We start from the raw sequence: 12,764 nt of genomic DNA, 5'->3' as shown, positions 1-12,764 counted from the left end.
CCGGCTCCGGGGATGCGGGGTCTACGGGATCGCATCCCTCAGCGCAGAAAATCGAACACCGCCTGCATGAAACCGGATGGATATTCGACATTCGACAGGTGAACCGCCGGCAGGACGACCAGCTTCGCGCCGGGCACCGCCGCGGCGATCAGTTCGCTGTGGCTGGCCGCCGTCACCGTGTCGTGCTCGCCGGCGATCACCAGCGTCGGCCGCGAGATCAGCGCCACGGTGCGGCGAAGGTCGGCGTCGCGCACCGCCGCAAAGAGGCCCGCCAGGCCTTGCCGGTCGATGGCGAGCAGCATGGCGCGAAATTCCTCGATGACGGGCTCGTTGGCCGCCACCATTTTTGCCGGGAACCAATTGTTGAGGAACGTTTCGGCGGTTTCGGCCATGTCGGGCGCCTGCCGGACGGCGGCAATGCGCTCGTCGAAATGGCGTGCCGGTCCGAGATGCGACGAGGTGTTGCTCAGGATCAGCCGGTCGATCCGCTCCGGCGCGTGGATGCCGAGCCATTGCCCGACGAAGCCGCCCAGCGACAGGCCGAGGAAATGCACGCGGCCAAGGCCGAGCGCGTCGAGCAGCTCGATCACGTCGCCGCCGAGCCGATCGAGCGAATAGGCGCCGGCCGGCACGCTCGATCCGCCATGGCCGCGAAAATCATAGCGCAGAAGATGGAAATGCCTGGACAGCTCGCCGACCTGTCCATCCCACATATGCAGTGTGGTGCCGATGGAGTTCGACAGCATCAGCACCGGGTTTGCCGCATCGCCGTCGAAGCGGTAGGCGATGCGCGTGCCATCGCCAACAGTTACGAAATTCAGCTCATTCATGATGAAAGATCCTTCTGGAAGGGTTGAATGAGACAGAGCGTAGCCATGTCGTTGTTTTGTTGATATTACAAAGTGAGGACAATCTCTGTAATCAAAGCTGACATGGCTGACTTCACCTTGCACGACCTGCAGTGCTTCGACGCCGTGATCCGCACCGGCGGCTTTCAGCCGGCGGCGGCCCTGTTGCATCGTTCACACCCGGCTGTATTCGCCGCTGTCGCCAAGCTGGAACGGCAGCTCGACCTCGTTCTCCTGGACCGCAGCGGCTATCGCGTGCGCCCGACCGAGGCAGGGCTGTCGTTCCACCGCCGGGCGCAATCGCTGCTGCGCGAAGTGGAAGGCCTGCGCGTGCATGCCGCCCAGCTCTCGATGGGCGAAGAAAGCGAAATTCATGTGGTGATCGGCGACCTATGCCCACGACCGCAGGTGCTGGGCCTGCTCGGGCGGTTCTTCGCGCAATGTCCCGGCACGCGTCTGCACCTGCACTTCGAGGCCGTCGGCGGCCCTTGGGAACGCCTTTTCGACGACGAGGCCGATCTGGTCCTGCACTGGATCGACAAGGGCGATGCGCGGGTGGAATGGATCGATTTGTGCAAGGTGCCGTTCATTCCCGTGGTGGCACCGGGCTTTCTGCCGGAGCGCATCGAGCCGCCGATCACACCCGACCAGATGCAGGCGCTCACCCAATGCGTGATGCGCGACACTGCCCGCCATTCACCGCAACAAGACTACTTCATGGTCGAAGGCGCGCCGCAATGCCTGGTCGCCGACCAGGGCATGAAGAAGGAGATCATCCTGCAGGGCCTCGGCTGGGGCCACCTGCCACGCTTCCTGATCGAGGAGGAGCTGCGTGATGGACGCCTGCGGTCCATCGCCGGCCCTCATATGCCGGGCCGCACCGACGAACTGGTGGTTGCGCGTCGCCGCGACCGTCCCCACGGGCCGGTCGCCAACCGTTTGTGGGATCATATCCAGCAGGAGGCGCCGGCATTGCGCCACGCGTTGGAGCCCCAGAAGGTTGTTTTATAGGCAGGCGAGCGCTGGCGCTCGCGCTCGACGCGCCGACTATTGCAAAAGCCCCTTGATGATGCCGCTTGCCTTGCCGAAATCCATCTGGCCGGCATATTTCTGCTTCAGTGCCGCGATCACCTTGCCCATGTCCTTCTGGCTGGCGGCACCGGTCGCCGCGATCGCCTCGCGCGCCGCGGCGGTGATGGCGGCATCGTCGAGCTGCGTCGGCAGGAAATCGCGGATGATCTCCATCTCGCTGCGCTCCTGCGCGGCCAGTTCCGGACGCTTGCCGTCTTCGAAGGCCTTGGCCGATTCTTCGCGCTGCTTCACCATCTTGGCCAGGATCTGCAGGATCGCCTCGTCGCTGGCCGGTTCCTTGCCGGCACCGCGATTGGCGATATCGCGATCGTGGATGGCGGCTTGGATCAGCCGCAATGTCGGCAGCCGGTGCTTGTCCTGCGCCTTCATCGCGCTCTTCAGGGATTCGGCGATTTTTGCGCGCATCGTGCTCTCTCCTTCGGTCGGCGCGGACAATAGCGCCCGGTGCGGACCAACGCAAACCCTGATATGTCGAGGCAAGCCTATGATATTGCTCAATGAAATAAATCGTAGCGGCATTTCCCATCATCATTGACCGACCTGCCCCCTTCCCCTATGTACTGGGCCTTGCATGAACTGAAGCTTGAGTGCGTGGAGGCAGCGAATTCGCCGCTCCGCGCCGTTTGCCGCGCAAATAGCCCGCCGGGCCTGTTTGAAGCGCGCGGCCTGATAGGAGTGCCGCCATGGCCGACACCGCGTCCACCCCCGCTTGGGCCACCGAGAAACCGACGGCATTGCTGGTGCTGGCCGACGGCACCGTCATTGAGGGTCGCGGTCTCGGCGCAACGGGTTCGGCGGTCGCCGAGGTCTGCTTCAACACCGCGCTTGCCGGCTATCAGGAGATCCTGACCGATCCGTCCTATGCCGGCCAGATCGTCACCTTCACCTTCCCGCATGTCGGTAATATCGGCACCAACGGCGAAGACATCGAGGACCTCAATCCGGCTGCTCGCGCCGGTGCCGTCGGCGCCGTGTTCAAGGCCGATGTCACCAATCCCTCCAACTACCGCGCTGCCGGCCATCTCGATCAATGGCTGAAGAAGCGCGGCATCGTCGCCCTCTCGGGCATCGACACCCGCGCGTTGACCGCGTTGATCCGCGAAAAGGGCATGCCCAACGCCGTTATCGCGCATGCGCCCGACGGCGTCTTCGATCTTGACGACCTGAAACGCCGCGCCGCCGCGTGGTCCGGCCTGATCGGCCTCGACCTCGCCAAGGAGGTCACGTCAGGCCAGTCCTCGGTGTGGCGCGAGACGCCTTGGGTGTGGGACGAGGGCTTTGGCGAACAGGACGAGCCCTCCATGCATGTCGTCGCCATCGACTATGGCGTCAAGCGCAACATCCTGCGCCTGCTTGCGGGGCTTGGTGCCAAGGTGACCGTGGTTCCGGCCAAGACCGGCGCCGAGGAAATCCTCGCCATGCAGCCGGACGGCATCTTCCTGTCCAACGGCCCCGGCGACCCTGAAGCCACCGGCGCCTACGCCGTGCCGGTCATCCAGGACCTGCTCAGGACCGAGATTCCGGTGTTCGGTATCTGCCTCGGCCACCAGATGCTGGCGCTGGCGCTGGGCGGCAAGACCGCCAAGATGCATCAGGGCCATCACGGCGCCAACCATCCGGTCAAGGACCACACTACAGGCAAGGTCGAGATCGTCTCGATGAACCACGGCTTTGCCGTCGACGCCGACTCGCTGCCGTCAGGCGTCGAGGAAACCCATGTCTCGCTGTTCGACGGCTCGAATTGCGGCATCGCGCTGACAGGCCGGCCGGTATTCTCGGTCCAGCACCACCCCGAGGCCTCGCCCGGCCCGCAGGATTCGCATTATCTGTTCCGCCGCTTCGTCAACCTGATCCGCGAAAAGCGCGGCGAGGAACTGCTGGCCGAACGGGCTTAGTTCCGACAGATCCTCATATTCGTGCCCCATCTTCCGCGACGCCTTTGGTGACGGTTCCGAGTGCCGCAGGCCTCGCCACTTTCGTAACGAAGACAACGAGCGCCAGCACTAGGAAAACCGCGCCAACCAGGTAAGGCGCACCGCCGAAGGTCACTGGCGCGCTTGGCCCGGTGAACCAGGAAAAGATCGCGGTATAGAGCAGCGGCGTGACGATCGATGTGATCGAGAAGATCGACGTCATCGCGCCTTGTAATTCACCCTGCGCCGAAGGCGGCACCTTGGCGGCGGCGAGGCTCCTGAGCGGCGGGTCGGCCAGCGCTTCCAGGCAGCCGACGACGATCACCGCATAAATCATCCAACCCTGCGTCGCGAAGGCGTAGCCGAAAGCACTGAGCGCCGTGAACGCCAGACCGATCACCGCCGTCCTCCACTCGCCAAGCCTGGGAATGATGCGTGGCAGCACCGTTGCCATGACGATGGCTCCGCACAGGCCGAAAGCGCCGAGCGAAAAACCGATCTGCTGCTCGTTCCAGCCATAGCGATAGTTGGAGACGAACGACCAGACCGCCGGATACATCATGTGGCCGAGCGTCATCAGGAAGAAGACGAGCCCGATCCAGCCAATGCCTTGATATTGGCGCATCTGCAGAAGCGTGCCGACTGGGTTGGCGCGCTTCCACTCGAAGCGCCGGCGGTGCTTTTCATCGAGCGTTTCGGGCAGCAGGAACAGCGCGATCAGGAAGTTCACAAAGGCAAGTCCGGCGGCGAAATAAAACGGCACGCGCGGCCCGAAGGTGCCGAGCAGCCCGCCAAGGACCGGCCCGATGACGAAGCCGACGCCGAAGGCGATGCCGAGCAGGCCGAAATTCTTGGCCCGGTTCTCATCGTTCGAGATGTCGGCGATGAAGGCTGATGTGGTCGAATAGCTGGCGCCTGAAATGCCGGCCAGCACGCGCCCGATGAACAGCATCGGGTAGGACCAGGCTATGGCGCAGATCAGATTGTCGATGGAAAACGTCAGCACGGAGGCGAGAAGGATCGGCCGCCGGCCGAACCGGTCGCTCAACCCGCCCATGATGGGCGCGAAGAAGAACTGCATGGCCGCATAGACGAAGAACAGCCATCCGCCCTCGATCGCCGCCTCCGAGACGCCGACGCCGGTCAATTCTTGCAGATAGGCCGGCAGCACCGGCATGATGATGCCGAATCCGATGATGTCGAGGAGCAGCGTCGTGAAGACGAGCGCAAGCCCCCGCTTGGCGGTTTTGGGATCGATCATGGTTTCGTCTGCTCCTTCCCGGCGCCTGGCGCGCAGGCGGAGGCACTTATAGGCGAGCCCGCCATCAGGAACAATGAGGGAACAAGCAGGACGTTCGCATCCTGACACCCCCTGACGACATCCTTGCCGTCAGGTCACCCGTGAAAGAACCGGATGCTCAGATCGGGTTGTTGAACGTATCGCAGTCGGAAAGCTTGCCGCTCTTGTAGCCGCGCGCCAGCCAGGTCTGCCGCTGCGCCGACGTGCCGTGGTTGAAGCTTTCCGGCACTACATAGCCCTGCATTTTCTTCTGCAGCGTATCGTCGCCGATCTGCCTGGCGGCATTGAGCGCGCTTTCCATATCGCCTTGCTCCAATATGCCCTTCTGCGCCGTATAATGCGCCCAGACGCCGGCGAAGCAGTCGGCCTGAAGCTCGACGCGCACCGACATCTGGTTGGCTTCGGCCTCGCCCATGCTTTGCCGCATCTGGTTGAATTTGGACATGATGCCGGTCAGATTCTGCACGTGATGGCCGACCTCATGCGCGATCACATAGGCCCGCGCGAACTCGCCCGAGGCGCCGAACTGCTGGTCCAGCTGCTGGAAGAATGTCATGTCGAGATAGACCTTGTGGTCGCCGGGGCAATAGAACGGTCCGGCCGCCGACGAGGCGAAGCCGCAGGCCGAGCGGATCTGCCCGCTGAACAGCACCAGCTTAGGGTCCTCATAGGTCAGTCCGTTGGCCTTGAAAATGCCGGTCCATGTGTCCTCGGTCTCGGCCAGCACGGTTGCCACGAACTGCTTCATCTCGTCGGAAGCCGGCGCACCGGTGCCGCCGTCCTGGCTGCCGCTGTTGTCCGTTATCTCGCCGCCGCCAGGCAGCAGGCCTCCACCGCCGCCGCTCAGCACCTGGATCGGATCGATGCCGAAGGCTTTCAGGCCGAAATAGAGCACGACGAGGATGATGATGGTCGAGATCGACATGCCGCCGCCGCTTCTGCCGCCGATCGGAATGCGGAACTGGCCGGGTCCGCCACCACCAAATCCGCCGCCGCCGCTGCTGCGCTGGTCCTCGACATTGTCACTCTGACGACGGCCTCTCCAGAGCATGGCAACTCCCCGCGCTGCGAATTTACTGGTCGATCCGGCGCGAGGCCGGCTCCACCTCATGAACAATTATCTCAATGGTTGCGCCAAGTCACAGCATTTTTCGCGGCCGTGGCCGTGCTGGCATGTTGGCTCCGCTGCTCTGGCCGCGACTGTGGAATGTCTATGGTATCGCCGGCGAAACGGGGCCGGCGTCTTGGCAAAGTCCCTAGCCCGCCGTCATCGCCTTGCGGAACGCTTCCAGTGTCTCGGCGCTGACATGGTGCTCTATGCCCTCGGCATCGATGCGCGCCGTCTCGGCGCTGACGCCGAGCGAACGCAAAAAAGCCTCCACCGTCTGGTGGCGAATGCGGCTCTCTTCCGCGACCTTGCGACCGGCTTCGGTCAAGAACACGCCGCGATAAGGCTTTCTAGAGACCAGCCCGTCGGCACACAGCCTGGTCAGCATCTTGGCCACTGTCGGTTGGGCGACCCCCAGCCTGGCCGCGATGTCGACCTGGCGAGCCTCGTTGCCGTCCTCGATCAGGTCGGCGATCAACTCGACATAGTCCTCGACCAGCGCGCTGCGGCGCGCTTCGCGCGTCTGCCGGAACCCTTCCGAATGGACATCGGCATCGGGCAGCGGCTCACGCGGGACCGGTCTGTTCTTCAGCGCCAATATGCGCTCCTCCTTGGCTGCCCGAAGATTGAATCGGCCCGCATTCATAGCACGGGCCCCCACAATCCTGGCGTTTATTTGCATTCGGGCCCAGGCGCAACCGCATCGCCGCCGCGTCGGAGCACGATCGATCACATCACAAAAGCATGATCAATGAAATATAGCATATTGCATAATGTTGAGCCGCGACATAGATAGGAGACATCATCCATTGCATCAAGCGGAATTCGCCATGTCCGAGACCGACGCCACCGCCATAGCCAGACCCGCGTGGCGGTTCGACAGGCCAGGCGACGAGCAGCCGAGTCTGCGCGAGGTCAATTCCTCGATCGCCGTGCCGAATTCGGGCGTCTGGTTCCGTCGCCTGTTTGCCTTCATGGGGCCGGGCTACATGGTCTCGGTCGGCTATATGGACCCGGGCAACTGGGCGACAGACCTCGCCGGCGGCGCCCAGTTCGGCTACACGCTGCTGTTCATCATCATGCTGTCCAACCTGATGGCGATCCTGCTGCAGGCGCTGGCCGCGCGTCTCGGCATCGCCACTGACCGCGACCTCGCCCAGGCCTGCCGCGCCTACTACCCGCGTCCGGTGAACTTCGTGCTGTGGATCGCCTGCGAGCTCGCCATCATCGCCTGCGACCTCGCCGAAGTGATCGGCACCGCGATCGCGCTGCAGCTCCTGTTCGGCATTCCGCTGATCGGCGGCGCCATGCTCACCGCGCTCGACGCCTTCCTGGTGCTTTTGTTGATGAACAAGGGCTTCCGCTATCTCGAAGCCTTCGTCATCGCGCTTCTGATCATCATCTTCAGCTGCTTTGCCATCCAGATCTTCGTCGCCGCGCCGCCGGCCGGCACGATCCTGCATTCGATGTTCGTGCCGTCATCCGAAATCGTCACCAATCCGGCGATGCTCTACATCGCCATCGGCATCATCGGCGCCACCGTCATGCCGCACAATCTCTATCTGCACTCCTCAATCGTGCAGACCCGCGCCTATGAACGCACCGACGAGGGCAAGCGCGACGCCATCAAATGGGCAACGACGGACTCGACCATCGCCCTGATGCTGGCCCTGTTCGTCAACGCCTCGATCCTGATCGTGTCGGCGGTCGCCTTCCACAACACCGGCCACCAGGACGTCGCCGAGATTGGCCAGGCTTTCGAACTGCTGTCGCCGCTGCTCGGCCTGAGCATCGCCTCGATCCTGTTTGCCGTGGCGCTGCTCGCCTCCGGCCTGAACTCGACGGTGACCGCCACGCTTGCCGGCCAGATCGTCATGGAAGGCTTCCTGCGCCTGCGCATTCCGCAATGGGCGCGGCGCCTGCTGACGCGCGGCCTCGCCATCATCCCCGTGGTGGTCGTCACCGCGCTCTACGGCGAAAAGGGCACCGGCCAGTTGCTGGTGTTCAGCCAGGTGATCCTGTCGATGCAACTGCCCTTCGCGGTAATCCCGCTGGTCCAGTTCGTCTCTGACAGGAAGAAGATGGGCAGCCTTGCCATCCCGCGCGGCGTTGCGGCGCTCGCCTGGGTGGTCGCCGCCATCATCCTGGTGCTCAACTTCAAGCTGCTCTACGACACGCTGTTCGGGATCGGCTGAGATCGGCCGCGACAAAGACGCGGCCCGCGCTATTTCTCGGTCGATCATGACCACGATAGCCCAATCCCGAAGCTTCTATGCCAAGCTGATGGCTGCCCAGGCGCGTTCCGCCGATCCGCGTCTTGAAGAGGTGTTCGCGGCCGTGCCGCGCGAGGCGTTTCTCGGTCCTGGCCCATGGACGATCGTCGCCGGCCAAGGCGCGGTCGAGACCCCGAGCGCCGACCCGCGCTTCATCTATCAGAACGTGCTGGTGGTGCTCGATGCCGACAAGGGCATCAACAATGGCGAGCCGTTCCTGCACGCCATGTGGATCGGGAAACTCGCGCCCAGGCCCGGCGAGGCTGTCACTCACATCGGCGCCGGCACCGGCTACTACACGGCTTTGCTGGCCAGGTTGGTTTCACCTGGCGGCACCGTTGCCGCCTTCGAACTGGACGCCGATCTTGCCTCGCGGGCAAAGGCAAACCTTGCGGGCTACGAGAACGTCACTGTCATTCCTGGCGATGCCGTCACATCGGATTTGCCGCCGTCGGACGTCATCTATGTCAATGCCGGCGTCGCGGCACCTCCACCCGGCTGGCTCAAGGCGCTGAAGCCGGACGGCCGCATGATCTTCCCGTGGCGCCCGGCCGAGCGCGTTCCCCTGGCCGTTCTGGTGACCCGCACCGAAAACGGTTTTGCCTGCGACCCTTTCATGCGCTCCTGGTTCATCCCTTGCTCCGGCGCGTCGGTTGCAAGTCTCGCGGCAAAAATCCCGACGCGCGACCAGGCCGCGCGCAGCCGCTCGATCTGGCTGACAGCGGACAAGTTGCCGGACCGCACCGCCACCGCGATCTTTGAGCATGTCTGGTTTTCGTCACGCAGCCTCGATGCGCGGCCTCGGGTCTGACGAACCGAAATTCGGCACGCCCTGTCGGACGGCCAGCCAGTCATCCGTCCTTGGGCTGAAGTCCGGCCCTGACGGCGTGGATCGAAACAGGAGGAGCATCCCATGAGAAAGATCATAGCGGCGACATTCGTCAGCCTCGACGGCGTCATGCAGGCGCCGGGCGGCCCGGAGGAGGATCCCGTCGGCGGCTTCAAGTTCGGCGGCTGGACGTTCCACTATTTTGACGAAGTGGCGGGCGCGGCAATGGATGAACTATTCTCCAAACCCTTCGCCCTGTTGCTCGGCCGCAGAACCTACGACATATTCGCCGCATACTGGCCGTATCAGAAAGATCCGATCGCGGATGCCTTCAACCCTGCGACCAAATACGTAGCGACGCATCGTCCGGATTCGCTCACCTGGCAGAACACGCAATCGCTTGGGCCTGATATCGTCCCGGCGTTGCGCCGCCTCAAACAGGAAGATGGACCTGACCTGCTCATCCAGGGATCGGCCAATCTGATCCAGACCCTGCTCGCCAATGGGCTGATCGACGAGATTCGGCTGATGATCTTCCCGCTGTTGCTGGGCAAGGGCAAGCGGCTGTTCGGCGATGACGCGATGCCGGCCGCCTTCAAGCTGACCCGCTCGCAGGCTTCCAGCACCGGCGTCATCATGGCGACCTACGAGCGCGCCGGCGAAATCAAGACCGGTTCCTTTGTCACGGGGGAGCCATCCGACGCCGAGCTCGAGCGGCGCAGGACCTGGAAGTAAACGCTTCTTTTCCTCTCCTCCACGAACGTGGAGGAGAGGAAACCAGGTTCTGAAAATTCCCTCAAGCCGCCTGCGGCCGGCGCGCCAGCCCGTCGCGTATATGCCGTGCGAACGCTTGCGCCGCCGGGCCGACGCCGTGCCTCGGCAGATGCAGGTTGATCGAGAAATTCGGCAGCGGCGGCAGGCCGGACTCGGACGGCAATATGTCGAGATCGGCCGGCACCGTGGAGGCCAGCCAGGTGGTGACGGCCAGATCGGAACGCACCGTTGCGGTCGTCGCGTCGATATTGCCGTTCTCGAACACGGTGCGCCATTCCAGCCCATGCTCGTGGAGCGCCGAAAGCACAACCGGCCGGAAGGCGCAGCTGTCGGCGACCATCGAGACCGGTAGGGGGCGCTTGGCGCGCGCGACACCGCCCTTGGCGCCGACCCACACCAGCCGATCGATGGCGAGGCACTCGCCATCCGATGCCCCCACCCGCTCCTCGATGACCGCCAGGTCGATAGTGCCGGCCGCGAGCGCCGCGGCCAATTCCGGTGAGGAGGCGCAGACCAGCGATATCTCGACCTGCGGATAGGTTTGCGCATAGGCTTTCAGCACCGGCGCCAGCGTCGTGCCGACAAGGTCGTAAGGCACGCCGAACCGCACCTGGCCGGCCACGACATTGGCAGCCATTTCGGCCCAGATCTCGTCGTTGAGGCTGAGCAGCCGCTTTGCCTTGCCGAACAGCCGCTCGCCGGAAGAGGTCAGCCGCAAGCCGCGCCGGTCGCGCTCGAACAGGCTGCGGCCGAGCGCCTCCTCCAGCCGCCGGACTTGCTGGCTGACGGCGCCTTGCGTCAGGTGCAGCGCATTGGCCGCCGCCGTCATGCTGGCCTTGTCGGCGACGGTGACGAAGGTGCGCATGAGCGTCGTATCGAGGTTGCGGATCATGTCCTGCATTATAGATGCTAATGCCTGTCATCGTAAACATTGCATTTACTGATATGCGGCTGCATTTAACATGGGGCCTTCGACAGAGGACGCCGCATGCTCCAACCCGTCATCCCGCTGATCCTGTTCGCCCTGGTGGCGACCAGCACGCCCGGCATCGCCACCACCTTGTCGACGGCGTCGGGCGCGCAGTTCGGCTTTCGCCGCTCCATCCCGCTGGTGGTCGGCAGCGCGGCCGGCCTAGCCACAGTCACCGGGGCGGCGGCCGCCGGGCTGGCCGGCCTGCTTCTCGCCATGCCGTCCTTGCAGCTTGCCATGAAGATCGCCGGCTCACTCTACCTCGTCTGGCTGGCGCTCAAGATCGGCCGTGCGGGAGCGCCCAAGCTCGACCTGACGATGGTCAAACCGAACAGTTTTCTCGGCGGTGCCGGCATTCAGTGGATGAACCCCAAGGGCTGGGCGATGGGGCTTGGAGCCGCGGCATCCTTCGCCGCACTCGCCGACGGGCCGGCGCGGCTGGCCCTGCTGCTCGGCTCCACCTTCGGCCTCACCGCCGCCTTCTCGCTGTCGCTATGGTGTGTGGCCGGCATGCTGCTCGCCCGGCTGCTGAAGACCGAGCGGCAATGGCGCGCGCTCAACATCCTGCTCGGCCTGGTGCTGGCGGCATCGATCATTCCGATGTGGCGGCAGGCGTAAGATGGGCCTGCAGAACCTGGGTTCCTCGCCCCCGCAAGGCGAGGCGAGGAACCCGAATCCTGTCAAGCCGCGTAGCGTGCGGCTGGCTTGTCGGCGTGCAGGCTGCCGTAGAAGGTCTGCCGGGCGCCGAGGAAGGCGTCCAGCTTGGCCGTATCGGCAAGCGCGGGCACGGTGACGGCTTCGCCCCTGGCCAGGCCGACAAGGGCAGCATCGACCATATCGTCGGCAGTCATGATGATTTCCTTCGGAAGCTGGTCGATATCGCTTCCCGCGGCTTCCCAGAAATCGGTCCGGGTCGCCCCCGGCAGCACCACCTGCGCCTGGACATGGGTGCCGGCAACCTCGCGCTGCAGGGCTTCGGTGAAGTTGACGACATAGGCCTTGGTGCCGCTGTAGATGCCGCCGAATGAGGTGTCGAAGGCCAGCACCGACGCGATGTTGACGATAGCGCCGCGGTTGCGCGCGAGAAATCCCGGCAGCACAGCACGCGTCAACCGCGTCAGGGCGATCACATTGACCTTGATCATGCGTTCAGCCGCATCGGCGTCCGCCGTCGCAACCACCTGCGCACCGCCAAGCCCGGCATTGTTGACCAACAGCGTGACGCTGTCATCCGTCGATACCGCCCGCTCCACCCGCCGCACATCATCGTCGTCGGCCAGATCGGCACTGATCACGCTGGCCTTGCGGCTATAGGCATAGCGCAGCCTTTCAGCCAATTCCTCGAGCCGGTCGGCGCGGCGCGCCACCAGCACCAGATCATATCCCTGCCCCGCCAGCCGGTCGGCATAGACAGCGCCGATGCCGGAGGAAGCGCCGGTGATGACGGCGGTGCCCTTCTTCTCATTCTTGCTCATTGTCCTGTTCCTTTCGCGCTCTTCGCTCTGGTTCGGCTTCGACGGATGCGCCGGCTGCCGAGCTTCTCGATCGTCAATTGGTGGCATATGCCACTTTCGGCCAAGTAGGTATATGCCACTATCTTGTCAACGGCGGCCGCGAAAACTATTTCTGCGGCAGGCTGGCACAGGCTTTGCCAGCG

The 12,764-nt window shown here is 64.0% G+C and carries 13 protein-coding genes; 6 read left to right on the top strand and 7 right to left on the bottom strand.

The genetic code is table 11. The features are described 5' to 3' along the window. Positions 1-38: 38 nt before the first annotated feature. Complete coding sequence (locus tag FJ972_RS11055) at positions 39-830, bottom strand: alpha/beta fold hydrolase (RefSeq protein WP_140524845.1); 792 nt, start codon at positions 828-830, stop codon at positions 39-41. A gap of 102 nt (positions 831-932) precedes the next feature. On the opposite strand from FJ972_RS11055, the gene FJ972_RS11050 reads away from it, so the two are divergent. Continuing rightward, positions 933-1,859 carry a LysR family transcriptional regulator gene (locus tag FJ972_RS11050; RefSeq protein ID WP_140524846.1) on the top strand — a complete coding sequence of 309 codons (927 nt, stop codon included), beginning with the start codon at positions 933-935 and terminating at the stop codon, positions 1,857-1,859. A 36-nt stretch (positions 1,860-1,895) separates the two neighbouring features. Here FJ972_RS11050 and FJ972_RS11045 read toward each other — a convergent pair whose 3' ends face one another. Beyond that, complete coding sequence (locus FJ972_RS11045) at positions 1,896-2,345, bottom strand: GatB/YqeY domain-containing protein (RefSeq protein ID WP_140524847.1); 450 nt, start codon at positions 2,343-2,345, stop codon at positions 1,896-1,898. Positions 2,346-2,623: 278 nt separating this feature from the next. Here FJ972_RS11045 and carA point away from each other — a divergent pair, with 278 nt between their 5' ends. After that, a complete protein-coding gene (carA, locus tag FJ972_RS11040) occupies positions 2,624-3,835 on the top strand; it encodes a glutamine-hydrolyzing carbamoyl-phosphate synthase small subunit (protein ID WP_140524848.1) in 1,212 nt (403 codons plus the stop codon). 13 nt (positions 3,836-3,848) lie between these two features. On the opposite strand, the gene FJ972_RS11035 is transcribed toward carA, so the two are convergent. The 3 genes from FJ972_RS11035 to mntR form a co-directional block, all read right to left on the bottom strand. Next, positions 3,849-5,114, bottom strand: coding sequence for a TCR/Tet family MFS transporter (locus FJ972_RS11035; protein ID WP_140524849.1), 1,266 nt, complete (start codon positions 5,112-5,114; stop codon positions 3,849-3,851). 157 nt (positions 5,115-5,271) lie between these two features. Beyond that, the gene (locus tag FJ972_RS11030; RefSeq protein ID WP_140524850.1) at positions 5,272-6,204 is read right to left on the bottom strand and encodes a neutral zinc metallopeptidase; all 933 of its coding nucleotides are present in this window, start codon (positions 6,202-6,204) and stop codon (positions 5,272-5,274) included. Between the two features lie 205 nt (positions 6,205-6,409). After that, positions 6,410-6,859, bottom strand: coding sequence for a manganese-binding transcriptional regulator MntR (mntR, locus tag FJ972_RS11025; protein ID WP_181165236.1), 450 nt, complete (start codon positions 6,857-6,859; stop codon positions 6,410-6,412). Positions 6,860-7,091: 232 nt separating this feature from the next. On the opposite strand from mntR, the gene FJ972_RS11020 reads away from it, so the two are divergent. The 3 genes from FJ972_RS11020 to FJ972_RS11010 all read left to right on the top strand — a co-directional run bounded on the left by FJ972_RS11020 (position 7,092) and on the right by FJ972_RS11010 (position 10,098). Next, on the top strand, positions 7,092-8,456 hold the full coding sequence (locus FJ972_RS11020; RefSeq protein ID WP_140524851.1) for an Nramp family divalent metal transporter: 1,365 nt from the start codon (positions 7,092-7,094) through the stop codon (positions 8,454-8,456). A 46-nt stretch (positions 8,457-8,502) separates the two neighbouring features. After that, a complete protein-coding gene (locus tag FJ972_RS11015; protein WP_181167698.1) occupies positions 8,503-9,345 on the top strand; it encodes a protein-L-isoaspartate O-methyltransferase family protein in 843 nt (280 codons plus the stop codon). Between the two features lie 102 nt (positions 9,346-9,447). Next, positions 9,448-10,098, top strand: a complete 651-nt coding sequence (locus FJ972_RS11010) for a dihydrofolate reductase family protein (protein WP_140524852.1) — start codon at positions 9,448-9,450, stop codon at positions 10,096-10,098. A 61-nt stretch (positions 10,099-10,159) separates the two neighbouring features. On the opposite strand, the gene FJ972_RS11005 is transcribed toward FJ972_RS11010, so the two are convergent. After that, positions 10,160-11,029, bottom strand: a complete 870-nt coding sequence (locus FJ972_RS11005) for a LysR substrate-binding domain-containing protein (RefSeq protein WP_140524953.1) — start codon at positions 11,027-11,029, stop codon at positions 10,160-10,162. A gap of 96 nt (positions 11,030-11,125) precedes the next feature. Between FJ972_RS11005 and FJ972_RS11000 the strand changes: the two genes are divergently transcribed. Beyond that, complete coding sequence (locus tag FJ972_RS11000) at positions 11,126-11,725, top strand: LysE family translocator (protein ID WP_140524853.1); 600 nt, start codon at positions 11,126-11,128, stop codon at positions 11,723-11,725. A gap of 62 nt (positions 11,726-11,787) precedes the next feature. Here FJ972_RS11000 and FJ972_RS10995 read toward each other — a convergent pair whose 3' ends face one another. Continuing rightward, the gene (locus tag FJ972_RS10995) at positions 11,788-12,582 is read right to left on the bottom strand and encodes an SDR family NAD(P)-dependent oxidoreductase (protein ID WP_140524854.1); all 795 of its coding nucleotides are present in this window, start codon (positions 12,580-12,582) and stop codon (positions 11,788-11,790) included. Between the last annotated feature and the right edge of the window lie 182 nt (positions 12,583-12,764).

Source organism: Mesorhizobium sp. B2-1-1 (assembly GCF_006442975.2).
GTDB lineage: Bacteria > Pseudomonadota > Alphaproteobacteria > Rhizobiales > Rhizobiaceae > Mesorhizobium.
This window is presented reverse-complemented; position numbering and strand designations above follow the sequence as displayed.

Excerpts from the sequence above, each read along its gene's own strand:
- FJ972_RS11055 (WP_140524845.1), bottom strand. The coding sequence starts at position 830 with ATGAATGAGCTGAATTTCGTAACTGTTGGCGATGGCACGCGCATCGCC.
- FJ972_RS11050 (WP_140524846.1), top strand. The coding sequence starts at position 933 with ATGGCTGACTTCACCTTGCACGACCTGCAGTGCTTCGACGCCGTGATC.
- FJ972_RS11045 (WP_140524847.1), bottom strand. The coding sequence starts at position 2,345 with ATGCGCGCAAAAATCGCCGAATCCCTGAAGAGCGCGATGAAGGCGCAG.
- carA (WP_140524848.1), top strand. The coding sequence starts at position 2,624 with ATGGCCGACACCGCGTCCACCCCCGCTTGGGCCACCGAGAAACCGACG.
- FJ972_RS11035 (WP_140524849.1), bottom strand. The coding sequence starts at position 5,114 with ATGATCGATCCCAAAACCGCCAAGCGGGGGCTTGCGCTCGTCTTCACG.
- FJ972_RS11030 (WP_140524850.1), bottom strand. The coding sequence starts at position 6,204 with ATGCTCTGGAGAGGCCGTCGTCAGAGTGACAATGTCGAGGACCAGCGC.
- FJ972_RS11020 (WP_140524851.1), top strand. The coding sequence starts at position 7,092 with ATGTCCGAGACCGACGCCACCGCCATAGCCAGACCCGCGTGGCGGTTC.
- FJ972_RS11015 (WP_181167698.1), top strand. The coding sequence starts at position 8,503 with ATGACCACGATAGCCCAATCCCGAAGCTTCTATGCCAAGCTGATGGCT.
- FJ972_RS11010 (WP_140524852.1), top strand. The coding sequence starts at position 9,448 with ATGAGAAAGATCATAGCGGCGACATTCGTCAGCCTCGACGGCGTCATG.
- FJ972_RS11005 (WP_140524953.1), bottom strand. The coding sequence starts at position 11,029 with ATGATCCGCAACCTCGATACGACGCTCATGCGCACCTTCGTCACCGTC.
- FJ972_RS11000 (WP_140524853.1), top strand. The coding sequence starts at position 11,126 with ATGCTCCAACCCGTCATCCCGCTGATCCTGTTCGCCCTGGTGGCGACC.
- FJ972_RS10995 (WP_140524854.1), bottom strand. The coding sequence starts at position 12,582 with ATGAGCAAGAATGAGAAGAAGGGCACCGCCGTCATCACCGGCGCTTCC.